General features: G+C 33.6%; 23 protein-coding genes. 2 read left to right on the top strand and 21 right to left on the bottom strand.

Features of this window, described 5'->3' with window-relative positions; genetic code table 11:
- Window positions 1–11: 11 nt before the first annotated feature.
- The 12 genes from AC0NJG_RS27125 to AC0NJG_RS27070 all read right to left on the bottom strand — a co-directional run bounded on the left by AC0NJG_RS27125 (window position 12) and on the right by AC0NJG_RS27070 (window position 8988).
- Window positions 12–485 carry a tetratricopeptide repeat protein gene (locus AC0NJG_RS27125; RefSeq protein WP_000400626.1) on the bottom strand — a complete coding sequence of 158 codons (474 nt, stop codon included), beginning with the start codon at window positions 483–485 and terminating at the stop codon, window positions 12–14.
- 137 nt (window positions 486–622) lie between these two features.
- Window positions 623–1312, bottom strand: coding sequence for a phosphopantothenoylcysteine decarboxylase domain-containing protein (locus AC0NJG_RS27120; protein ID WP_088327822.1), 690 nt, complete (start codon window positions 1310–1312; stop codon window positions 623–625).
- 15 nt (window positions 1313–1327) lie between these two features.
- Complete coding sequence (locus AC0NJG_RS27115; RefSeq protein ID WP_014297868.1) at window positions 1328–2125, bottom strand: AAC(3) family N-acetyltransferase; 798 nt, start codon at window positions 2123–2125, stop codon at window positions 1328–1330.
- A gap of 221 nt (window positions 2126–2346) precedes the next feature.
- Entirely contained in the window at window positions 2347–3594 is a 1248-nt protein-coding gene (locus AC0NJG_RS27110) for a glutathionylspermidine synthase family protein (protein WP_474063653.1), read from the bottom strand.
- A 20-nt stretch (window positions 3595–3614) separates the two neighbouring features.
- Window positions 3615–4226 carry a hypothetical protein gene (locus AC0NJG_RS27105; protein WP_474063652.1) on the bottom strand — a complete coding sequence of 204 codons (612 nt, stop codon included), beginning with the start codon at window positions 4224–4226 and terminating at the stop codon, window positions 3615–3617.
- 110 nt (window positions 4227–4336) lie between these two features.
- A complete protein-coding gene (locus AC0NJG_RS27100) occupies window positions 4337–4738 on the bottom strand; it encodes a GNAT family N-acetyltransferase (protein WP_087953354.1) in 402 nt (133 codons plus the stop codon).
- A 56-nt stretch (window positions 4739–4794) separates the two neighbouring features.
- Window positions 4795–5733: a DMT family transporter gene (locus tag AC0NJG_RS27095; RefSeq protein WP_087953353.1), complete on the bottom strand. Its 939-nt coding sequence runs from the start codon at window positions 5731–5733 to the stop codon at window positions 4795–4797.
- Between the two features lie 69 nt (window positions 5734–5802).
- Entirely contained in the window at window positions 5803–6324 is a 522-nt protein-coding gene (locus tag AC0NJG_RS27090) for a DinB family protein (RefSeq protein WP_087953352.1), read from the bottom strand.
- Window positions 6325–6339: 15 nt separating this feature from the next.
- Window positions 6340–6840 carry a GNAT family N-acetyltransferase gene (locus AC0NJG_RS27085; RefSeq protein WP_474063651.1) on the bottom strand — a complete coding sequence of 167 codons (501 nt, stop codon included), beginning with the start codon at window positions 6838–6840 and terminating at the stop codon, window positions 6340–6342.
- 33 nt (window positions 6841–6873) lie between these two features.
- Window positions 6874–7419, bottom strand: a complete 546-nt coding sequence (locus AC0NJG_RS27080; protein ID WP_087953350.1) for a GNAT family N-acetyltransferase — start codon at window positions 7417–7419, stop codon at window positions 6874–6876.
- A 167-nt stretch (window positions 7420–7586) separates the two neighbouring features.
- On the bottom strand, window positions 7587–8288 hold the full coding sequence (locus tag AC0NJG_RS27075) for a nucleotidyltransferase domain-containing protein (RefSeq protein ID WP_087997205.1): 702 nt from the start codon (window positions 8286–8288) through the stop codon (window positions 7587–7589).
- A gap of 16 nt (window positions 8289–8304) precedes the next feature.
- A complete protein-coding gene (locus AC0NJG_RS27070; protein WP_087953348.1) occupies window positions 8305–8988 on the bottom strand; it encodes a DNA alkylation repair protein in 684 nt (227 codons plus the stop codon).
- Window positions 8989–9370: 382 nt separating this feature from the next.
- On the opposite strand from AC0NJG_RS27070, the gene AC0NJG_RS27065 reads away from it, so the two are divergent.
- Complete coding sequence (locus AC0NJG_RS27065) at window positions 9371–10198, top strand: peptidoglycan-N-acetylglucosamine deacetylase (protein ID WP_474063650.1); 828 nt, start codon at window positions 9371–9373, stop codon at window positions 10196–10198.
- Window positions 10199–10236: 38 nt separating this feature from the next.
- On the opposite strand, the gene AC0NJG_RS27060 is transcribed toward AC0NJG_RS27065, so the two are convergent.
- The 4 genes from AC0NJG_RS27060 to AC0NJG_RS27045 all read right to left on the bottom strand — a co-directional run bounded on the left by AC0NJG_RS27060 (window position 10237) and on the right by AC0NJG_RS27045 (window position 14517).
- Entirely contained in the window at window positions 10237–10662 is a 426-nt protein-coding gene (locus tag AC0NJG_RS27060) for a WapI family immunity protein (RefSeq protein WP_474063649.1), read from the bottom strand.
- A 170-nt stretch (window positions 10663–10832) separates the two neighbouring features.
- Window positions 10833–12104 (bottom strand): PTS ascorbate transporter subunit IIC, encoded by a 1272-nt coding sequence (locus tag AC0NJG_RS27055; protein WP_087997202.1) that lies wholly within the window; start codon window positions 12102–12104, stop codon window positions 10833–10835.
- Window positions 12105–12128: 24 nt separating this feature from the next.
- Entirely contained in the window at window positions 12129–12398 is a 270-nt protein-coding gene (locus AC0NJG_RS27050) for a PTS sugar transporter subunit IIB (RefSeq protein WP_000757315.1), read from the bottom strand.
- 13 nt (window positions 12399–12411) lie between these two features.
- Window positions 12412–14517 carry a BglG family transcription antiterminator gene (locus AC0NJG_RS27045; RefSeq protein ID WP_308902323.1) on the bottom strand — a complete coding sequence of 702 codons (2106 nt, stop codon included), beginning with the start codon at window positions 14515–14517 and terminating at the stop codon, window positions 12412–12414.
- A gap of 305 nt (window positions 14518–14822) precedes the next feature.
- Between AC0NJG_RS27045 and AC0NJG_RS27040 the strand changes: the two genes are divergently transcribed.
- A complete protein-coding gene (locus AC0NJG_RS27040) occupies window positions 14823–15494 on the top strand; it encodes a TerC family protein (protein ID WP_087953345.1) in 672 nt (223 codons plus the stop codon).
- A gap of 58 nt (window positions 15495–15552) precedes the next feature.
- On the opposite strand, the gene ltaS is transcribed toward AC0NJG_RS27040, so the two are convergent.
- From ltaS to AC0NJG_RS27015, 5 genes are all read right to left on the bottom strand, one after another.
- The gene (gene ltaS / locus AC0NJG_RS27035) at window positions 15553–17526 is read right to left on the bottom strand and encodes a lipoteichoic acid synthase (RefSeq protein WP_087953344.1); all 1974 of its coding nucleotides are present in this window, start codon (window positions 17524–17526) and stop codon (window positions 15553–15555) included.
- A gap of 521 nt (window positions 17527–18047) precedes the next feature.
- The gene (locus AC0NJG_RS27030; RefSeq protein WP_087953343.1) at window positions 18048–19673 is read right to left on the bottom strand and encodes an ABC-F family ATP-binding cassette domain-containing protein; all 1626 of its coding nucleotides are present in this window, start codon (window positions 19671–19673) and stop codon (window positions 18048–18050) included.
- Window positions 19674–20082: 409 nt separating this feature from the next.
- Window positions 20083–20931, bottom strand: coding sequence for a P-loop NTPase family protein (locus tag AC0NJG_RS27025; protein WP_143881234.1), 849 nt, complete (start codon window positions 20929–20931; stop codon window positions 20083–20085).
- A 477-nt stretch (window positions 20932–21408) separates the two neighbouring features.
- Window positions 21409–24525, bottom strand: coding sequence for an MMPL family transporter (locus tag AC0NJG_RS27020; protein ID WP_474063648.1), 3117 nt, complete (start codon window positions 24523–24525; stop codon window positions 21409–21411).
- 210 nt (window positions 24526–24735) lie between these two features.
- The gene (locus tag AC0NJG_RS27015; protein ID WP_061666510.1) at window positions 24736–25302 is read right to left on the bottom strand and encodes a TetR/AcrR family transcriptional regulator; all 567 of its coding nucleotides are present in this window, start codon (window positions 25300–25302) and stop codon (window positions 24736–24738) included.
- Window positions 25303–25327 lie beyond the last annotated feature (25 nt).

Here is a 25327-nt window from a genome sequence, read left to right as displayed (position 1 = left end):
CTTTCACTCCTCTATTTAAAAACCTCGTTTAAATGGTCTTTATAAAATGAAATAGCACGTTCAAACTCTTTCACTTCTTCTACTTTTACGACTGTTTCAAGTAATAATTTCATCGCGGATTCATGATCGTTTACGTTATATTTCGCTAATGACAAAAATACTTTCATCACATCATTATCTGGAAACTGCTGCAAACCTGTTTCTAAAACAGTAATTGCTTTATCATACTCGCCTATACAACGATATGTACTACCAAGACCGATATATGCGCCACAAAGTGACTCCCCTTCAAGACCATTTGCAATTGCCTGTTCATAATACGGCATAGCTTCTGTTTCAAGACCCATTACATCATGTATCCAGGCACATTGATAAAGTACTTCTGCATCCCTCGTAAAGTTTGTTAATCCGATGAGTATCTCTTTAGACTGCGCATATTTCTTTTCTTTCCGGAGTTTAATAGCTTGCTTTAATAAATGTTCCATAGAATTCACTCCTCACCATTTATTCTATGTATCCATATTGAATGGTTAACGTTTGTGTAAAAGTAAAATTCCTATAAATTAAAGTTTCGCTTACCAATATATACTATGCGGATTCACTCTTATCCAAATACTTAAAATTATAAAGCAGTAATGTGATTACATAATACCTCTAACCTTTTAACAATTTCTTTCGCTGTTTCATCTTTTCCATTACATAACTTCTCTTTACCGTCTTGTCCAATTACGTAGTGCATTGCTCCACGCGAATATAAAGAATGTGGTGAATTCGCAATCATTACACTCGCCTTCGCTTCTTCCATTCTATTTTTCGCTCTTTCAAACAGTTCTTCTTCATTTACGTCGCTTTCAAGTTTAAAGCCAACGAGTACAGTTTCTGAATCCCACTGTTTTATTTGTTTTAATACTTTCGGTGCCTTTTGAAAATGTATAATTGGCGCTATATCACTTGAGATTTTTCCATTCATATCAAGAACATTACCCTCTTGATCACAGATCTTGTCCACAATCCAATCAGATCCAGCCGCTGCCATAATAACCGCATCGACTTTTTCATGCGTAATGATACTTTTCATTTTATCTTGCAAATCAACAATTCCTTCAAATGGGTGTAATTCTAATTGATTGTTTATATCATTCGGTTTCTCCGCAAAATAACCATGTAAATATATAACATAGGCCCCTTTACTTATAAGCTCTTCGGCGATTATTCTTCCAATTGTTCCTTTTGCCATATTCGTATGACCACGAACTTGATCCCATTTTTCTAAACAACCACCGCTTGTAATTAATACCTTTTTCCCCTTCATTGTAACCATCCCTTACTAATTTTTCTTACGAAACCATTCTGTTCCAAAATCAACTATATCACGTTGTTTCATAAGACGGCACTTTGCGTTTCCTATTTCCCCTATTGTTACGGTTCCTTTTTGCTCAAATTCCACACCAATTTCTACAAATTTGTCAGAATCGTAATCCATATCAACAAATTCTTTCCACACTCTTTCACCATTTTCTATAATGGGTGCCCCTACTTTTATTAACTCACATGCACCAGAACGTACTTCTGATAAATGTACAGAAGTATTGGAATCATATCCAACACCAATTAATAATATGTATCCGTCTAAATCATATATTTTTCTTAATGGAGATTCTTCTCCTAAACTCATTGATAGTGACTGATTCATCGTTATTTCTTCTGCATGTCTTCCCCATGCAGCAAAACTTCCTAATGGATGGTTACTGCGTACTACATTCGGATATGTACGAAAACATTCAACTATTTCCCCCATACCTCTTGTTGGTGTTATTCGTGGATCATAAGCTGGGACATTATCACGGATAATCTGCCACCAATCTTCAGGAACAGGCGGTCTTGACCAATGTTTCGGATCGGATAAATCTGAAGATTGCGTTGGCATAATGAGTGTTCCTTCTTCTGTAATAACATTCATTAACGCCTCTACTACTGCAACTGCTCCGCCAGATACCCAGCCTATGGAGCTTAACGAAGAATGTACAATAACTGTCATTCCTTTTTCTAATCCTAATTTTCTTAAATCATTTGTAATTGTTTTAATTGTATTTGGCAATGGCGTACTTGCCACTATTTCATTCATTTTCACGATTGTTCCCCCATTTTGTTTTAAACTACTACATACATACATATATTATCATATTTTTCTTAATTTTTAACTTAATCATTTTTATCCAATTAAAAAATGGTAATAAATTGGTTTTATATAACAAAAGAAGCAACATGAAGGCGTTACATCACAGCAATAAAAATACTATATTTAAACGAAAGAGCCCATCAAAAATGATGAGCTCTTTGTTCCATTTATCCTTCAATTGTAACTCCAGTAAACATCGATAAGTTTCCCGTTATTTTCTCACCTACACGTAAAAATAACCCTGCGGCTCTTCCGCTTATGCAGTGTGAACCAATTAAAAGTTTACCAGTATACGGACCGTCCCATGTGTCAATTGTATAGTCAGGCATTTCTATGTATTGCTGATATATTTTCCGCTGTTCAAAGTAATACTCTGTTTTATCTTCAGCTAATAGTTCATTATTTTCAAATATAGATACCCCTCCGCCTTCACGGCCGTATAAAGGTTTAGAAACATAGGATTCATTTCTTTCTATAAATGGTTTATTTGTAAAGTATGTTGGTAGGAAGTATTTTTGAATGGTCTCTCGCTCTTCGTCCCCAAAGAAAACTTCATTTTCATAAAGCTGCCAAATTAATGCGAGTACACTTTTATTTTGCATAAGAAAGGCAGCAGGTGGATTAATGATTTTCACTCTTCCTTGCGCTATATGATCTAAAAACTGGAGTCCAATTCTTTTCCCGTTTTTATCAGCGTCTGAAACTAAATATTCAATTGGATATAGCCTATATAAATAATGAATTCTCTCACCATTTTGCGTATATATACCATCATCTGTCACGACAATATCTTGTATACCTATATAATCCGTTGACTGATCTAAACAATAGCTTCTTAAAAATTGAACCGTTTGATGATCTTCATCATGCCAATCATAACTCGTGAAATAAATCGTTTCTCTAGGATCTATATTATAGTCATGTTTAATTTGTTCCCATGCCTGCACAATATGCTCTTCTATATGATTTGGGTGATTTACATCGTGATAACGGCACAACACTTCATTTGCGACAGATGGCTCTAAATAACCTGTTGGTGTATCACAATTTACTTCTATTAACTTTATATCTTCACCATTTACGATAAAGTCAAATCTCGTAAAATATGAAAACAAACCAGTATGTTTCATTCTCGCAATTTCCCACGTTTCAGCAGGAAATCCTAGTGTTTGAAAATCTTCTGCCGTATTTACAATATATTGATACGTTCTATATAACACGTACATAATTTCTTCAGTCGCTTTTGAAATAGCAGTATAAGTTTTTACTGGCATACGATACATACCTGTTGCCATATATTGATTCCATTCTTCATTTTCTAATAGGCTCGGCCACGTAAATCCATTCCTACCAGCCTCTTCCGCTAGTGAAAACCATACTTTCATATACTCCTTCTGCTCTTGTTCTGTATACATATTCCTATTATCCTTTCGAGTTATGATCCGGCCGGTGCTTTTGCGTTCCCAATTCCACTTGAACCTGAATTCACTTTTGGCGTTTGTGTCGGAGATGATTTTGGCGCATTTGTATCTGGTGTCACTTTATTTGAGCTATTTGGCTGTTGTTTATTTAAATCCACTTTATTGGACGAGTTATTATTGTTACTGTTAGTTCCGCCGTAATACCCTCCACCACCGCTTCCACTAGTTCTACTTTGGTCTTTTTCACGATAGGGAATAACATTATTTGCATACGGTTTCTTCATTATATTTGGCTTTGCTGTATAATTCATATTTGAAGTTCTGCTTGCTAATAAATATCCTGCTACGAATGGAAGTATCGGTAAATGTGAATTTTCATGATACGATGAAAAAGACGGATTCATTTCCTTACATAACTCATCTTTTTCTACATTTTCATTAGTAGGAGCTTTATCATCGCAATGTAATGTTTCTTGTTCATTTCCCTGTTTTGCACCATCTGTTTTAACAGCAGTACTTTCTTTCTGTGCAGTTTCTTCTTCATAATCACCACAGCCCGTTAATAAAAAAGATGAAACCCCTATTGAAGTAGCGATTTTTATAAATTTACTTTTATCCATTCTCATGTGTTATACACCCAATTTCCATTATCTATATTTTTCCAGATACCTTTATTATATAATGTAAATGTTACTTTTTTCAAACTAAACACAATATGTATTTGCATATTTTCGTACTATTTTTCCAAATAACAATGAAACCTTTCAATCCCCGGATATTTTTCTCCTAAACTTTTAATCTGAAAACCAATTTTCTTATAAAATTTTACTGCCTCAGCGTCTGTCTCTGCCTCTATATAAGTCAATTGATGCATTCTTACTATTTCCTTTATCATTTGCACTGCTATTCCTTTATGACGATATTGCGGTACCACTGCTATGTGGCATATTCTCGCTTTATTTGCTCCGATTATTTCCATACCTATGCAAGCCTTTTCCTCATATCTATGCAAAGTCCCTTTATTGCTTTCATAAAATAAAACTGCTTTCTTTAAGCTAGTTTCACTTGGTCCGACTGCATACTGTAGTACATTTAAAATAGAATCTTTCTCAATTTGTTCAACACACTGTAAATTCATACTTCCATCCCTTTCTATGAAAAAAGACTAGCTCTTTATAAAAAGAGCTAATCTCATTACGCCGTTATTTTTTCTTCTTTCTTCACAACGACCGCTACATAACTATGTAGTATCATTCCAACAATAACGAGGCTCATGCCAATCCAAGATAAAAATGACGGAATTGGTGCAGATAGCAAGATAAGTTCTCCCACTAGCGCAAATAAAACCTCACCGGACTGAGTCGCTTCCACTGTTGCTAGTTTTTGCGGATCATCTTTTACAAGATCTGTCGCAAAGAAGAATAGTACGGTCGCGATTAAACCAGAACTAACAGCTACAATAAAACATTGGAAAACTTGGCTACTTGATGGTAACCCACCTGTTGATACTTCATAACCAGAAAGTAAAAACCAAAATGGAAGGCTTGCTAATGTCATACCGAGAACTCGCTGAAATACATCTAATTCCCCTTTACAAACTTGCATCATTTTTCGATTTCCAAGAGGATACGCAAACGCTGCAATAAGTACAGGAACGACACATAAAACAGTTTCACGAATTCCTAATGAAGAAGCATGTTCTACTTGCATAAGTACAACACCGCATAAAATAATACCCGACATAACTAATTCCTTCATTGGGAGTTTTTTATGTAATGGATCTACCGCAAAAAATGGTGTTAATAAAATCCCTGCGACGATCGTAATTTGCCATGTTGATGCAACGAGCCAACCAGGTCCAAAAGCTCCGGCAAAACTAAGCGGTGCATAAAAGAGACCAAATCCAACGATACTCCACACTAACCATTCTTTCGGATTATTTTTCATATATTGAAAAAGTTGTTTTAAGTTTCCCCTATACATGACAATAAGTAAAAGCATTGGAACCATAAAGTAGTAACGTAATGAAGCACTCCAAATCCAGCTTCCACCTTCTAAGTCCATCGCCCGGTTTAGAACGAAGGTAAAGGCAAAGAAAAATGATGCCAATATCCCTACTGCAATAGCTTTCATGATAAAACCCCTTGTTTAGTTTCTTCTTATACTATACAACAAATTAAATATAATTAAAATTTAAAATCTTTATCTCACATGTATTCTAGCTCTATATAGCTTTCTTAACTGACTAATATGAGCTTGATGGTACCGATTATGGTCAGCTATGTGCCATATCCCCCACCTTATAGTCGCATTTTCTCCCTTTTCATAAAAAACCTCTCGTGTTAAATCATTTTCTGTTAGTTTCATACATTCCTCATAAAACATATGTTGCACAGCTTCATAATCTTGCATTAATTGTTGCAACGTCTGTTTTCTTAAACTTGGCAGTTTTCCTGCTTCATTTAACATAGGTCCATATATATTATCAAGTGCCTGTGGAATTGCTTCTCCTTTTAAGCGGTACACCCAATGTAAATCGACAACTGCTAAATGTTGAAGCAGTTGTCCAATACTATTTTCATTATTTTCTGTCCCTTTAAATGACAGTTCTTTCTCATCAGTCCCTTGTACTAACTTTTGCAGTCGTTTAAATGTATCCGTAACCGTCGCATATAAAATCGCTACTTGCCGGTTCATATTTCTTTCCAAACTTAGATCTTTCATACGACACTCCCCCTCTTACAAGAACAACACCATATGTTCATCATCACTATACACACCATTCATCTTTATAGCTCTCTTTTCAATCCCATACGTTTTAAAACCTATAGATTCATACAACTTTTTTGCTGGCTCATTTGTGGACACAACACCTAATGTCAATTGTTCCAAGTCCATTTCTCTTGCTATTTCAATTGCCTTACGTATTAACTCACGTGCAAGGCCACTTCTTCGATTGCTTGCATCTACATACATCGCAACGATATGCCCTTTATGTTTATACGCCTCTTTCTCTTCTGTTAGTAAAGTGACAACTCCAACTAATTGATTCTCTTCATTAAAAGCACCGAATGTACAACTCGTAGTAGCTGTTAAATTACTTTCCACTCGCTTAACAGGATTTTCCTGACGAATCGCCTCTTCATAAGTTGTTACAAATGCCTCAGGGTTTACTTGTAATGCTTGTAACCGTAAGTCCCAATATTTTTTTGCATCTTCTTTCGTAAGTAATCGAATCATATTTCTCTACCCCTTTTAGTTAACATAATATTTTTACGAACTACTAATTAAAGATTGATATTCTTCTCTTAACATACTATAACGATAGCGATGAATGAACTGACCTTTACGTAATCGATCATTTCTCATTAACCCTTCGCATACAAAACCAGCCTTTTCATAGCTCTTTCTAGCTTGAAAATTATCTTCATCTACACGTAGCCATACTTTTTCTAATTTAAATTCAAAGAATGCTAGATGTAACATACTATATAGGGCCGCTATTCCATACCCTTTACCCCAATACTCTTTATTACCAATCGCGATTCCCAGTTCTGCATTTTTATTTGTTTTATCAAAGTTTTTAAGATCTATCCATCCAATATGTATACCGTTCTCTGCAGTGATAGCTCTTTGTTCATAACCATTTTTTCGATTTATACATGCCTCAATCCATTTTTTTGTATCTTCACGAGTGAACGGTGGATATTGATCTGGTACAACTAAATGTTTTGTTACTTTTGTATCTAATGACCATTGATATCGATCTTCTACATCATCTAGTGTCAGTTCTCTTAATTGAACGAATGGTATATTCATTGTATTATCCCCTTTTTATCCCGCTTTAACGGACAGTAAGACCCCCACCTCAAAATTCAGCGGAAGCAAAGAAGTTAGATGGGGGATCAACTGTCCGTAAAAGTCCGATTGGTTCAACTAATAATCAGTGGGGGATGAACAACCCCCACACTGATTAAAGTTTCACTTTATTTTCCTATAGAAAACCCTTCGAACATTCTTCCTCCATATTGTTCTAACGTTTTTTCTACAAAAGTAATTAATTTCATTTTCTCTCCCGTTGTATAAAAATGATCGAACGCCGCTACAAATTGATCTGCGAATTGTTCATCATATCTTCTAAGTACCCTTATAAACCACTTTGAATTTCCAAGCCATTTCCCATTTACTCTTAATACATATTCATGTAATAAATCAGCTAATAAATTCGCGATAAATAATTCTTCTTCTCTTTTTGATGCACCAATAAAATCATCCAAAGTATCCGTAATAAAATATCGCTTCTGTTTCATCATTTCTTCTGTCCATTTAGCTGGTCCTTTATTTAGTAACTCATTCGCTTCGCTTTTTAATTTCTCAACAATTTCATCTTCCCCTTTTAATACAATACCTTCTGAAACTAATTGTGGTAACGAAGGTCTTCCTCGGTCACAATCCATTTTAAAAAAGGTTTTTAACGTTTCAAAATTATGTACAAACACCTCGGCTGGCCATCCATTACTATAGAAAGATTCTCTATAACAAGATGACAAACTAGGATCTATTATTACAATGTCCAGATCAGATGTTTTTGTCGCTTCCCCTCTTGCGACGCTTCCTCCAAGTAAAGCTACATTACAATTCGGAAATTGTGATGTAATGATGCTTTGTGCCGCTTCCATTGCTTTCATAACCGTTCTCCTTTTCTTATTTCTCTTTCTTTTTTTCAGCTCTTTCTCTCGCTTTTTTTATATACGGCTCTGCGTCTGGTGTTTTGCATGACGTTGCCCCGTGATCAACGTGTACTTTTCCAATTTCACGTGCAATTTCAATCGCTGCTTGCTCTAAGTCTTCATTACGAATTCCTATCGCGATTAAAGCACGATTCATCGCTTCTTTTTTTCTATTTTTTTCATTATGTATATTTACTTTAATTTCTTCTAGATACGGAGAGAAGAAATCGTCTTGTAACGTTTTATTTTTAATCGCTATATTTGCTAATAAAGACCAGCCTGCTCTTCCAATCCATTCATCATCACACTTTGTCCATTCTTCCATTCTTTCTATCGCGATCGGCGACGTACAAATAGCCGTCATTAAAACATCCATTAAACAATAATAATCAACTTCCTGTACCCATTTATTTAGCAGTTCTGTCGTAACTTTCTTTGGATCTAAAATCATTGTTGCTAATGTCATTGCATCCATATTTTTTGTTTCCCATAATAAAATTGCTAAATCATGATCTTTTTTTATCTTCTTTTTTAACAATTTTAAATTGGCAAAACTAACTCCGAATAGCGGCTCTTTCGCCCCATGGTTTTTATACGTTTTACGATTCTGTTCTGTTCCATATTCCTCTAGTTGCTGCATTACTTCACCAAGTAACATATACCCACCTCTTTATCTTTTATGTTGACTTCATATATGTATGTACGATATATTCTACATTATTTTTTGGTTTTCCTATATTTATTTTTAAAATACGGTATGTGAAATTTTATAGATGCGTTTTAATGCAAAAAGCACACTCTTCGCCAGCATTCTCTGTATACAGTCCCCTACTAACTCACTCATTAGGTTTACTATATATAGGAACAAATTACATGCATTTTCATTCCATTCTTGTTTCATTTTAGTAAACCAGCAAAACATTGAAATCTTGCATACTTTTGGACAAACTTTTTTGCTCTTGTAAAAAACTTTTTTTGCAATTACCTCCCTATAATTGCTAATATAGTAGAGTAGAACTTTTATAGAGAGAAGGAAAATTATGCACAATGGAATTCGAATGACAACTTTAGTGAAAAGGGCTATGTTGATTTGCGTGGGGGTATTATTTACATACGAAGCGGCCTTAGGATCAGCACATACTGCTCTAGCGAGTACAGAGGATGAAGCAAAATCTGTTCAACTTGTAAGTGAAATTCAATCATCTCTTGCACCGAAAGAAGCTCCAAAACAATATAATGGGCAAGTTAGAAAAGTAGCTTACTTAACATTTGATGATGGTCCTGGAAAATACACAGCTGAGCTTTTAGATATGTTAAAGAGAGAAAATGCAAAAGCAACATTCTTCCTTATTGGTTCAAATGTAAAAGCTTTCCCTGATCTTGTAAAACGGGAAGATGCTGAAGGCCACTACGTTGGGATGCACAGTATGACTCATAACTACAAGAAACTTTACACAGAAGGTCATTATGTAGATGAGATGAAGGAAGATCAAGGCTTAATCGCTGGCGTTTTAGGCAAATCACCAGTATTAACTCGTCCGTCTTACGGATCAATGCCAGGATTAAATGAGGCTCTTCGCAACAAAGTTGTTGAGAACGGCTTAAAAGTTTGGGATTGGACAATCGATTCATTAGACTGGAAGTACAACAAAATGCCTGTTGATGCTGCATCAGCTAAAATTGTAGAAAACGTACTACATGGAGCTACAAATCCAACAGAAGTTATCCTTATGCACGACATTCATCCACAATCCGTAAAAGCAGTACCTGGTATTATTAAAGGGCTGAAAGAAAAAGGATATGAATTAGAAGCCTATAGTGAGAACGAACACTTCCCGTTAAACTTCTGGCATGATAACCGTATGTAATGAAAAAGACTTGATTTCCTTTAGGATATCAAGTTTTTTTATCGTTTTGGAAATGTTATTTGTTGCTCTTCAATGAAACGAATAATATTTTTTCTATCTTCTTGCGTAATAGTAATACAAAATTCGTACTCTTCTTCTTTACACCATGAAGGATTTAGTTCTATAGATAAACGAACTATAATTTGAAATGTCTCTTCTTTTTCTCCTATAAATTCAAACGACAGATTAGGTTCTATGAAGTCTAGTCGGGTATATGTAGGATTCGGTAATGTTTGAAACCATTCTTTCATGTTTTGTAATTCGCTAGTTTGTAAAAAAGGATCCATCGTTTCAAAAACTTTATTTCCCTCTGAAAGTTTCACTTTTATTATTAACCAATTACGATCAAATGTATCAAATGCATTGTTAAACTCGTATTTTACAGCTTCTAAATGTAATGATACAATTTCATTTTGAAAAATCATAAATTACCTCCTTATTATTCAAGTAGCTTTATCTTCAAGTATAGAGACTATCCAATTAATATTTAATAATGCTTTTTAAATTATTTTATCATAATTTTTAAATACATTAATGAAATAATAAAAAAGACTTGCATTCATTACAATAATCCAAGTCTTTTTCATCTTATCTATTAAAAAATATATCCTACTAACTTCACAATTTCACTAATTAAAATACCTACAACTGCAAAATCAGAATCACCAAATGTTGTATTCTCAAATCCTAATCCGCCTAATATCGGTAATAATATTGCTGGTAGGAATGAAATTAGTAACCCATTTACAAAAGCTCCTAGTATTGCGCCTCGTCTTCCTCCTGTTGCATTACCGAATACGGCTGCTGTTGCTCCTGTGAAGAAGTGAGGAATTAACCCTGGCACTATTACACTCAAACCAATAAATGGAAGTATAAACATGGATATTAATCCGGCAATAAAACTTGTTAAGAAGCCAATAATAACTGCATTTGGTGCAAACGGGAAGATTGTTGGGCAATCTAACGCTGGTTTTGCATTTGGTACAAGTTTATCTGCAATCCCTTTAAATGCAGGTACTATTTCTGCAATTAACATGCGGACACCCGCTAAAATAATATATACTCCTGCTGCAAATGTAATTGCTTGCATGAACGAATACACAAGGTAATTTTGTCCGTTACTTAATTCCGTTTCGATAAACTCCTTACCCGCAAATGGTGCAACAATAAAGAATAATACAGCCATCGTTAATGACATAGAAACTGATGTATCACGTAAAAAACCTAGTGACTTAGGCACTTTAATTTGTTCTGTTGATTTATCCTTATTTCCAAATTTACTCCCAACAAACCCTGCCGCTAAGTATCCAACTGATCCAAAATGGCCGATCGCGATATCATCCATTCCTGTAATTTTTCTAACATATGGTTGTAATAATGCTGGAAAAATCACCATGAGTGCCCCTAAAATGATTGATCCAACAATCACTAATGTAGCACCTTTCATCCCGGTAGTTGAAAATACCGCTGAAATTAAACATGCCATGAATAAGGTATGATGACCAGTTAAAAACACATATTTAAATTTTGTAAAACGTGCAATTAGTAAATTCGCAATCATACCAAATACCATAATTAACGCTGTTTCTTTTCCTAATGTTTGCTGTGCTATTGCAACTACAGCTTCATTATTTGGTATAATCCCTTTAATATGGAATGCTTTATCAAATATTTTACCAAAAACATCTAAAGCTCCAATTAATATAGTGGCTCCACCTCCTAAAACGACGAAGCCCATAATTGTTTTTAAGGTTCCTGAAACCGTATCTGCAAAATTTTTCTTTTGCAGTAGTAAACCACACATAGCAAATAATCCGACTAATATTGCGGGTTGTCCTAAAATATCCTTCATAATTATATCAAACATAGCACTACTCCCCCTTCATTGTTACTACATTAGGTGTTTTTGTAATGCTTCTTTAATTTCATTTAAATCTAAAATATTCGTTAATCCAGCAACTGTTCGATTACCATCTTCAAGGTTACAAATAATATCTTTCGCACCTAAATATAAATCTGCTTGTTCTGATTTACTTGATGCTAAATCTGTGTGTGATACTTCTGCTTGTAATCCTAATTCATTTAAAATTTTCTTCACATTCATTTCTACAATAAAACTACTCCCTAATCCATTTCCACATACAACTAATACTTTTTTCATTTCAATCTCCCCTTTAATTAGAATATTTAGCTATCATTTTTAGCATTTCATCTATTGAATTTGAATGAATTAACATTTCCACATTTTTCGGATCCGATAACATCTCACTTAATTGTGCTAATGCTTTCAAGTGTGTCTCATTATCAATCGCTGCCAATACAATAATTAAATTTGCGGCATGCTCTTGTTTTTCTGAAAATAGAACACTTTCTTTTAGTTGTAATAAACTCATCCCTAACTTTTTGACCCCCGCTTCTGGGCGAGCATGAGGTATTGCAATTTTAGGTGCAATAACAATATAAGGACCTAATTTTTCTACATTTACAATCATTTCATTGATATATTCTTCAAAGATGTATTGGTTTTGTAATAACGGATCAGCCGCTAGCCTGATCGCATCTTTCCAATTATCAACACGATCTTCAAGATGAATAAATTCTCTAGTTAAAAGTTCGTTTAACATTGGTTTATATTTCTCCTCCTTCTCAAAATACGCAGGACCACTCATAAATTCAATCAGTTCTCTTTTTAAAGATTTCTCATCCACTACGTCAGCATATTTTTGAATTATCCCCATCACTAAATCCACAGAATCTTTTTGGTTTTCTCCATACAATACTCCATTCACTTTTCTTAATAGAGCTGCTTTTTCAGAATCCGATAAAATTGGGTTAACCTTAAAAACCGGCACATTCCCTTTTTCAATTTCAGTAGTCGTAATTATACAATCTACATCAAATATATTTGATTCATATTCCCGTTTTGAAATTGCATTTAATATATCTATATTTGAAAATAACTTCTCTAATTGATACTGCAACATACGTGATGTGCCAATACCATTTGGACAAACAAGTAATGCCGTTTTTCGTGGATTGGGAACGATTCCCTCTTTCCTCATCCAAGCTCCAAAATGCATAGTAACATACACAATTTCATCATCGGAAACAGTTTTTCTCACATATTCTTCAAAATGATGAATTACCTTTTTCGTAAGAAAATATACCTCTTCATAGTTTTCTTGAATTGTATTTCGTAATGGGTTTTCAATTTCTATTCCATACTTCACACGATAAAATGCAGGTTTCATATGCAAATATAGATCAGTAAACAACCCATCAAAGTCTTGAAATAAAACACAAGCATAGTGTTGAAAATCTTTAATCATGCGGTCAACAATTGAATATATTTCATCCATATTATTTTTCTCATAAATATTTTCCTGATAATTTACTTTTGCACCTAACAAATGAGTCGTAATATAATAGATTTCATCTATTGGAAATTTGACAACAAACGCTCGTTCAAACTGCTTTGCTATATATTTTGCAGCTTCAAATTGCTTTGAATTTTGCAGAACATTTTTTTCAGCTTCTTCCATCTCGACGCACTTACCTTTTAGAATACGTCTATGGAACAAATACATGTAAACGCTTAAATTTTCTAGTACCTCATCTGTATATTGGACACCTAAAAGCTCTTCACAATTCGCAAGAATTTTTTTTATAGTGTATAATGTTTCTCGTGCAAGAGTATCTGTTTCACTTCCCATATCACACATAATATAATTTACTTGTGATATTAAATACTCCCAGCTATGTTGGCAAATAATTTGAGAGAGGCTTAAAATTAATAAATTTCGTTTACTCTGTTCATTTCCAACAATTTGATATCCTTCCTTACGACCAAAATGTAAAGATAAGTTATACTTATTTAACTCTACTTTTAGCTTTTTCAAATCTGCGAGTACAGTATTACGACTTACCTGCAAAAGGTTTATTAAGTCTTCCAATAAAATTCTTTTTTCCTGTATTAGCAAATATAATATTAACCATATTTTTCTTTCTTTCGGAGAATATTCATATTGATTAATCACACACTCATTTAATTTTTTTACTATCATTTGTTTCGTTTCTTTATTTAAGCAATAACCTAAGTGTCGTATATATTCAATAGAATGTAATCCTTCCTCTTGTAACCAATCGTCAATCTTCTTAATATCATAATAAAGCGTTCGTTTAGAAACTTGAATTACATCAATTAGTTGATTTTTAGACACATAACCTTCTGCTTGAATAATTTGTTGCAAAATATTTATACTTCGAGTATCTAATATCATATTTGGTGTACACCCTTTCTATACTTGTTCACTAATTGACTTGCAAGTATAGATACTAACTTTGCAAAATTAGATTTTTTGAAATCGCTTTCTATTAATATAATATCTATTATTGCTTCTAAATATAAGTCCAAATTTTTGTTTTTCTGCAGTGCAAAGATTGTACTTTGAAAATTTCTTACGCCTGTTTTTAATGCTATTACTCCCCTTTCTGTTCCTTTTCAACAAAACATGAATATTCCCCTCAAAATTTTTAATACTGTATAGTAGCTTAGCACATATTACTCTTAAGGAGTGATATCTATATGAATTTTCTCTCACCTGAATATTTGTCTGCCTTGCTTGCCATTATTGTAATTGATTTAGTTTTAGCGGGTGATAATGCCATTGTAATTGGATTAGCAGCAAGACGATTACCGAAAGATCAACAAAAGAAAGTTATTATATGGGGAACTATCGGGGCAATCGTGATTAGAGCTCTCGCTACTTTAGTTGTCGTTTGGTTGTTAAAAATACCAGGGCTACTTCTAATTGGTGGTGTACTTCTTATATGGATCGCTTACAAATTAATTGCTGAAGGCAAAGATCATAATATTAAAGCAGAAGAAGGTTTTTGGTCTGCTATTAAAACCATTATCATTGCTGATGCATTAATGGGCATTGATAATGTCCTCGCTGTTGCTGGAGCTGCGCATGGCAATTTTTCTTTAGTAATCATCGGGCTATTGGTTTCAATTCCAGTAGTAGTTTGGGGCAGTACATTAATTTTAAAATGGGTCGACCGTTATCCTATCATTATTACAATTGGAGCAGCTGTTTTAGCTTATACTGCCGCGAAAATGATTGTAGATGAAAAGTGGTTCGTTGCATTTTTCGAAAGTAACCCTTTCATTAAATGGGCATTCATCATTATTGTCATTGCTGGTGTAGTGTTCTTTGGAAAGATGAAACAAAAGACTAAAGATGTTTCTATATAATAACAACGTTCTATTTATAAACAAAAGCGCCACTCATATGAGTAGCGCTTTTTAATATTTATTTCGTTTCCCCATCTTCAGTCGTCTTTACCTTCGTTTTATTTTTATCACGATGGTTATAGTTGTACTTCGAACGATCAACCGGTGTAAATCCTTCCGGTGTGTAGAATCGTAATAAGTCACCATTTACAACTTGGTCAGAGTATTTTAACGACTTTTGAACCATTTGTTCATTTTGTTTTATTTCGTCTGTTAATTCAACAGGTTTTCCAGTAGTAGTATCATAGTATTTGCCGTTCAGTGCAGTAACTGTTGGGCTTACGTAGTTACCGTTACGGAACGGAACGACTTGTTTATGCTCTGGTGATAATAAATCGGATCCGAACTGGACATAATTTTTCGTATCAGTACCTAGTAAGTGTAATAAAGTTGGAAGAACATCAATTTCTCCTCCGTATTGATGCTGTACGCCGCCCTTCATTCCTGGAACTCGAATGATTAATGGTACACGTTGTAATTGCGCATTTTCAAATGAGTTCATTTCTTTACCCATTATTTGAGACATTGCTGCACTATGATTATCGGAAATACCGTAATGATCACCGTACATAACGATAATCGAGTTATCGTATAAACCAGATTGTTTCAAATAATCCATAAATCCTTTTACTGACTCATCTAAATAACGTGCTGTTTGGAAATATGTGTCTACTGATGAATCACCTGTTTTAGCTGGTTCAATCGTTGCTTCCGCTTTATCAATCGGATAAGGGAAATGGTTAGATAACGTAATAAATTTTGTATAGAACGGTTGTTTCAACGTTTCTAATAATGGAATGGATTCATTAAAGAACGGTTTATCTTTTAAACCGTAGTTTACTACATCTTTTTCGTTCATATCATAGTATGACGCATCGAAGAATTTATTAAAACCAAATGATTTATAAATTTCATCACGGTTCCAGAACGTTTTATAGTTACCGTGAAACACTGCTGATGTGTATCCTTGTTGACCTAAAATAGCTGGTGCTGATTGATACGTATTATGAGCTTTATTTGTAAAAACAGATCCTTGCGGTAATCCATACATTGAGTTCTCTAACATGAACTCCGCATCAGATGTTTTACCTTGTCCTGTTTGATGGAAGAAGTTATCAAAGTATAACGTATTCGCATCTTTTGTAAATGAGTTTAAGAATGGTGTAACCTCTTGACCATTTAGCTTATAGTTTAATAAAAAGTTTTGGAATGATTCTAAATGAATATAAATTACGTTCATTCCTTTTCCTTTACCAAAGTACTCTGGATTTGGACTTGCATATGTTGATGCAAGATAATTTCTAACCTCAGTCATATTATCTCCATCAGCTAATGCTCGTTCTGTTGATGCTTTCGCACTTTGAATACCATCATAAATTGTAAAGTTGTATGCGCCTAAATATTTTACAATATAGTTACGATCGAATGTTCTTGTTAATAGTTCCGGACGGTCAGATTCTGCAAGTCCTAAGTTAACGCTGAATAATAAAATACCTGCTACAAATACTAGAGATAATTTATGCTTCGCAACACGGATTGGTTTAGGATTTACAAATTTCGTTGCGACTAAAACAATTAGAATAATCGTATCTAAGAAATATAGTGGATCATATACGTGTAGCAATGCAAAAATACTACCACCTAAATCTCCAAAGTTATTCGATTGTGTTAATGTCGGGAACGTAATAAAGTCGCTAAAAAAGCGGTAATATACTACGTTTGCATATAAAAGTATGGACATTAACAAATTAATAATAATTACCCAAATATAAGCTCTTTTCCCTTTTGCAAATAATGCAAGTCCTAAAAATAGAACTGCTGAACTAAGCGGGTTAAAAAACAGCAAGAACTTTTGGATTGTGTTTGAAATTCCTAAATTAAATTCTGTTACATACGCTACATATGTTTTGAGCCATAATAATAGAACGGCAAACAGGAAGAATCCAAAATGATTGCTTAACACACTTTTGCTCTTTAATAAGAATTGTTTCATTTCTCCACCTCTTTTGATCATCCAAGGCTTATTTTTTTATAAGTCTGTCTCTCTATTCAATTTTTTATCTTCAAATAGATTTAATTTATTTAACTATATGAAGAATACTAGTAATTATAATTTGAAGCTAGTATTTATTCAACTATTTCTTTTTAGACATTTTGACCTTGGTTTCTATTTAACAAAATAAATTTGTAACATTTCCTGTTTTCTCCCAAGATTCATCCACTAATTATGACATCACATACTATAAACCTTTATTCACTACTTCGCAAATAAATATGTCTCCAGTTCTGGAACATTCATGTAATATAATGAAATTCACAATAGATAGCATTTAATTTTTCGATATATATAATTTCTTCATTCAGTTATTTATGCTTCAGCAATTCTTCTATGTGCAACATCCAAATCTCTTTCCTCTAATAAAGTTATTCTTGAATAATTATTCGCAATCCATAAAAATAATGGATTATAAAAAACCTCGCTCTCATAACGAGAGCGAGGTTTTTTATCATTTATTATTGACCTTTGTACATTGCATCTACTTGTTTTTGAAGTTCTTCATTTTCTAAGAACTCATCGTAAGTAGCCTCTTTATCGATTACACCGTTTGGCGTTACTTCGATAATGCGGTTTGCAATTGTTTGTACGAACTGATGGTCATGAGATGTGAATAAAATTGTACCCTTAAATGCGATTAAACCATTGTTTAATGCAGTGATAGACTCAAGGTCTAAGTGGTTCGTTGGATCGTCAAGTGTAATTACGTTTGCACCACTTAACATCATTTTAGATAACATACAACGAACTTTTTCGCCTCCAGATAATACAGAAACGTTCTTCTTAACTTCTTCGCCTGAGAATAACATACGGCCTAAGAAACCACGTAAGAAGCTTTCTGACTCATCTTGTGGAGAGAATTGACGTAACCATTCAACTAAGTTGTAGTCACTGTTCTCAAAGTACTTAGAGTTATCTCTTGGGAAGTACGATTGAGATGTTGTAACGCCCCATTTAAATGAACCACTATCTGGCTCCATTTCACCCATAAGGATTTTAAATAATGTCGTCATTGCAATATCGTTACGACCGATAAATGCAACTTTATCACCTTTATTTAAAGTGAAGTACACATTATCTAACACTTTTTCACCATCAATTGTTTTAGAAAGACCTTCAACAGTTAATAAGTCATTTCCTACTTCACGCTCTGGTGTGAAGCCAACGAATGGATAACGACGAGATGATGGCTTAATATCATCTAATGTAATTTTATCTAATAATTTTTTACGAGAAGTTGCTTGTTTCGCTTTAGATGCGTTTGAGCTAAAGCGCGCAATGAAGTTCTGTAACTCTTTTACTTTCTCTTCTTTTTTCTTATTAGCATCTTGCGTTAATTTTAAAGCTAATTGGCTTGACTCATACCAGAAGTCATAGTTACCAACATACAGTTGAATTTTACCGAAATCAAGATCAGCCATGTGCGTACATACTTTATTTAAGAAGTGACGGTCATGGGATACAACGATTACTGTATTTTCAAAGTTCATTAAGAAGTTCTCTAACCATTGAATCGCTTTTAAGTCCAAGTGGTTGGTAGGCTCATCTAGTAATAGAATGTCAGGTTGACCGAATAAAGCTTGGGCAAGTAATACTTTTACTTTCTCTGCCCCAGTTAATTCTGACAATTTCTTATCGTGAAGATCTTCACCAATACCTAAACCTTTCAGAAGGATTGCCGCTTCTGATTCTGCTTCCCAACCGTTAAGCTCAGCGAACTCACCTTCAAGTTCAGCAGCACGCATACCATCTTCATCACTAAAGTCTTCTTTCATGTAAATGGCATTTTTCTCTTGCATTACTTTGTACAGTTGTGTGTGTCCCATAATTACTGTTTCTAATACTTGGAACTCTTCATATTCGAAGTGGTTCTGTTTTAATACTGCAAGACGCTCGCCTGGCGTAATATGTATGTCACCTGTTGATGGTTCGATTTCTCCAGATAAAATCTTTAGAAATGTTGATTTACCAGCACCGTTTGCTCCGATTAAACCGTAGCAGTTACCTGGCGTGAATTTTATGTTAACATCTTCAAACAATTTGCGATCCGCGAAACGCAAACTAACGTTACTTACTGTAATCATTTGTGTCCTCCTACTAATACCGCTTATTTCAGCGTTTTCTCACCGATTGTCTTAAAAAATCGCATATTACGACTCAATTATTGTAGACTATAGCTATTATATAGTAGAAGCTGGATGAATAGCAACGGTTGATTGCTATTCCTTTCTTTCCAAACTCGAATAAAATCTTTGTTTTTAATCATATTAAAGTTACATACATACTTTAAGAAGGATTTATTTTTAAGAAAATATTAATAATTGGAGCATTATGTTTATCTCTTACTTCTTTAACTGCATGTAGTAATAACACAATAATTTATATGCATTTCGCACCCCGTTTCGTATTATAAATAGCAAACTAAAACGCTCAGAAAATATTCTGAGCGTTTTTATTTCCTTCTTCAAATAAAGCACCAGTTAGTGTAAAAAGCTATTTCACCATTTGTATTGTTAACTTATCTTTTAACATTGACCTATATGAGTCAATTTCATATTTTGTATTATTGATTTTTTCTTTTTTCATTTTTAACATATCAAATATTTCTAACTCTAAATTCCTTCTAGCCTCAAGAACTTTTATCGCTCCTTCTACACCTGAATGGTTATGTTTTTTCCCATAGCCTTGGTTCGTGTAATAGTCGACAATTCCTGTAGACCATTCTGGAGTTCTTTCTTTTAATGCCTTCCTAAATGAAAATTCAAGATTATCTTGTTCTACATACAATAACATTGGATTTAACTTCTCTATGATTTTTGCAACTTTCATTACATAATTTATTATTTTTTCTTTTTGTTCACCATATTTAATCATCCCAATCGTTAATGGGTTTTGTATGAAACAACATTCAAAGATATAAACCTTATTGTCTTCTACAGCAATTTCAGCAAAGTCCTGCCATTTATCAGCAATTAATTCAACATTTTTATCGAATGGTAATTCGTATATATCGTTTTTAAAAATATCATTACATAATTCGTCCGAAAACTGGTCACCAAACTCATTTTTTATCTTTCTGTATGGTAATAAGTAATTGCTTCCTTTTTTTAGAACTCTTTTAAGAAGCACTTCTTTAAAATCTCCACTGTTAGATACTAATCTATCGAATTCAAATTTATTAAAACAAGATACACCATCATAGTCGGCTGGATGGTTCAAATTTCCCTCTAAAAATAGTTCAACTTCAATTTTATTTTGGCTTAAAATTTCATTTATTAGCTTTGCAGTGGTCGATTTTCCAAATCCAGGTAAACCTTCTACTATTATTAGTTTTGTATTCATATTTATAAATCCCTTCCTTCAAAGTATTTAACCAAGATCAAAAAAATTACTTACTCCACTGCAATCACTCCTTCAAAATACGATATTCAACATTTCCTTTGAAAAATCCTTCTTAAAGTAACGTGATCGCTAGTTTAAGAACATTTTTTCACAATCCCTATCATTATTTTAACATAAATTTTCCATTTATCTTGTAAAAAAGATAGTCCACCATTATTTGAGTGAACTATCTAAAGTAAATTATATCTTTTAAATCACATACTTTGTCAGTAATCCCCAATCGTTGCACTGGTGTTTTTACTGTTTTCTTTTTCTCTCCCTTTGCAATTTAACTATATAAAAGTGCTTAAATAATGTAATAACAATTAAAAAAGGGATGCTAAATCATATGTGATTTACATCCCTAATTTGTGTGTGTGTGTTATTTTATATGTTCTCTCCCATAACTGAAACAGTTACTTTTAAAAGGGGATTCTTTTATTTCCTTTCACTTAATTTCTTTGCATAATTCTTCATTTTACTCGTTAAACCTATTAAAGCAGGTAGCAATATCGGCATCACAATAATAGCTAATAGTAACAGTGCAACACCAACAACGGATGCTACTTGTATAAGCGTTAACACACCTGAAGGGATTAATGCAGCAAATGTACCCCCTAAAATAAGTGCCGCTGATAATACGACTCCTCCGATATGACGAGAAGCAGTTACAATTTTCGTCGCTGGGTCCCCTTCTAACTCATTGTATCTCATCATTACAAAAATACTATAATCTACTCCTAAAGCGACAATCATTATGAAACTAAAGAATGGAACATTCCAGCTTAATGAATCTACATGTAAAATATGCGTACTAATTTGTTCACTTATCCCTAATGATGCAAAGTAAGCTAATAGTAACGATCCAATAATAAAGATGGTGTTTAATAATGAACGTGTAATCACAATTAATACAATCGCGATTCCAATTAACATAATTGTAGCTGTACGTAAGAAATCTTGCCCAGTTACTTCTTTTAAATCAACGTTTCTAGCTGTCGTTCCTCCGATTGCTGTTTTCGCATGATTTAATTCCGACCCCTTCAAAATACCATCTATTGTGTTATTGATTTCTTGAATAATTGGCATCGCTTCTTTTGAATACGGATTTACGTCTAAAATGATTGTCATTTTAGCAGTCTTTCTATCATGTGACATGTACGTATTCAAAGCTTTTTGGAAATCTTCTCCCTCCAAAACTTCTTTTGGAATATAGAATTTCTCAGAGCTTTTTGATTCATTCAGTTCTCCTAAATATTTCTGAGCATCCCCTAGGCCATTACTTACCTTTTCAAGGCCTTCTGTACTTTTAGTTAGTCCGGATTGTAATTGACCCATCTGTTCTTGCAAGTCTTTCAGTCCGGTTAATAGCTGACCTTGCCCATCGTTTATTTTCGTTAATCCGGTTTGTAACTCAGATGACTTGTTTGCAATTTGTTTTGAACCTGAAGCACCTTCATTTAATCCATTTTTAAGATCAGCTGCTCCTTTTTGTAACTTAGTAACTCCATTGTTCATTTCTTTTAAGCCATTATCCACTTTCAATAACGATTGATTCGCTTCTTTAAATGATCCCATCGCCGCATTGTGCTGCGTTGCTAATTGATTTAATTCATTTGACAGCCCACCTAATTGCTTTTGAGCCTCTTTAGCAATTCCTATTGTCTGCAGAATGTTAGGATCATTTGCTGATTCTGGTTTCGTTTGAATGAAATTGGTCATTAACCTTTCAATTTGTTCATAACCTTTCTTCGCACCGTCAATCGCTTGAGAAATACTTCCGAAGTATTGACCGTAAGAACTTAAACCTTTTTCTAACTGTGTATAGCCAGCATGAAGTTGTGAAGTTGCATGAGATAATACACTTATATTTTCATTTACTGAAGTTAACCCACTCTCAATTTGCTGCGCACCTTGTGCTCCGTCATTTATGCCATTTGATAGTTGATTTAAAGCTGTTCCTAATGCTGATACACCACTTTTCGCTTCATTTGTTCCATCAATTAACTTTTGAACGTTTGCAAGACTATTTGAGTCCTTATTACCCATCTTATCTTTCGCAGTAGTTAATCCATCATTAATTTCCTTTATACCACCATTGGCATCTCCTAAACCTGTATTTAGTTCACCCGCTTGTTTATTTATATATAGTTCTTTAATCCTATCACCAGTTGGACGTGTCGGTGAATATACTTCTGAAACACCTTTCACTTTCAAAATCTTATCAGTTAGTTCATCTAAAGTTTGAAGCGAACTCGCCTCATCTAACTTGTTATTCGATTGAATGACTAACGTACTTGGTGAAGAAAAACCAGGTGGAAAATGTTCTTCTATTACGTTAATCCCCATTTTCGACTCATATTTATTGTCTACTTCAAATAAATCGTTGTAATTAAGTGTATTAGAATACTTTAATATGAAAGGAATCGATATCACGAATACAATAATTAAAGCTACAAATGGTCTTACTACTGAGTTTTTCGCAAAGAATCCCCATAGACGACTGTCTTCATGACCTTTAAATGTTTTAACGGGATAAAACATCCCTTTTCCTAAAAGCACCATAAAAAACGGATTTAACGTAGTTAATACTAGTAATAAAACTGCGACACCAATTGCTACCGCTGAAGTAGATTGATATAATTTAAAACTAGCTAAAGCAAGAGATGCAAAACCAATTAGTACTGCTATCCCGCTATATAAAACGGTTTTCCCTGCCGATTTAAATGTTTCTTTCGTAGCCAAAAATGCGTTTTCTTGTTTACTTAATTCTTCTTTAAATCTCGTAAATAATAAAATGTTATAGTCTGTTCCAACCCCAAACAGGACAACAACGACAAACACTTGTGTAAAGTTAGAAAATGGAAAATTAAATTGATCTACTAAATGAGCAATAATCCCCATTGAAACTAAATATGATACCCCAACAGTAAGAAGAGAAACAATTGGAACAATAGGTGAACGGAATACAATGATTAATATTACAAGAATGAAAATGATTGAAATAACTTCAGTCTTTTTCACTCCCTCTTGAGAAGATGTAAGAAAATCTCCCGCGATTAAATCACTTCCTGTTAAGTACGTTGTTACCCCTTTCGTTTTCACTTTATTATGAAGGTTATTTGTAACTTTCGATATTTCACCATGCTTTTTATCTATCGATATTTGCGTTAAAATAGTTGTATTATCTTTAGAAACTAATTGTTTCTCTAAGTCTTTATTATCTAAATGTGAAACAACTTCTTTAATTCCTAATTGTTCTTTTTCATTTTGCAAAGCGTCGATTGTTTTTATTATTTCCTCTTTTTGCTCAGTCGTTAGAGCTGTTTTACTACCACTATTAAAAACAACTATAATGTCATACTTTTCTGTCCCGTCTTTATCCATTTCTTTTATCATTTTGTCAGCAATACTACTTTGTTCTGTATTAGGAATCGTAATGTGCCCTTTTTCTTTCACTAATTTATCCATATTAGGCATTGTTACGATCATTGTAATAGTAATAACTATCCATAATAGAAAAGATAAACTTCTCCAATTTTTCAGCTTGCTCATTTGCATCATCTCCCGCGATTAAAATTTTACGTTAGTTGCGGAATGAATGTTCATTCCCATTACTTTATTACATTGTTTTATAAACTCTATTAAACTACTTTTTCGGAATGAATGTTCATTCCTTTAGTTACACAAATACCCTCTCCTACTCTCATTTTTTAATTCTGTTTAGGAATGAATATTCATTCCTGTCCTTATAAAGCTATAGAATCAAATGATTCTAATAGCGTTCCAAGAGCTTTCTTCCAATTCTTTTACTAACTCTTTCGAGTATTCTAATTGCCCTGTTGCAATTACTTTCGTTAATTTTTCTAACGGTTGATATACAATTATAATTAAAGCAACTGGAGGCAATGGACGAAGAAAACCTTTTGCGATTCCATCTTCAATAATATTCATAAAGAAGCCTATAAAATCGTCAAATATTTTCTTACTCTGCTCGTCAAGAAAATAACTATCGCAGTGAGAATTTGTAAATAAAAAAGCATCCACATTGTTTCTCGCAAATTCAAATAAACGGTTATACGTATGACTAAACTGTTCACGAATATTTGCTTCAACAGGAAAATCTGTTTTTATCATTTCAGAAAGCTCTAACATACTTTTTGAAAATAATGAGTTAACAAGTGCCTCTTTATTTTCAAAATAGCGATAAATAGTACCCGCACCGACTTTTGCCTTTTCAGCGATCATTGGAATTGTCGTACCATCGTAACCACGCTCTGCAAAAAGTTGCATCGCAGCATCAAAAATATCCTCTTGTTTGTTTTTAGCCATTTTTTCCACCTCTATTTTCAGGAAT

This window comes from Bacillus sp. SSR7 (assembly GCF_055902415.1).
This window is presented reverse-complemented; position numbering and strand designations above follow the sequence as displayed.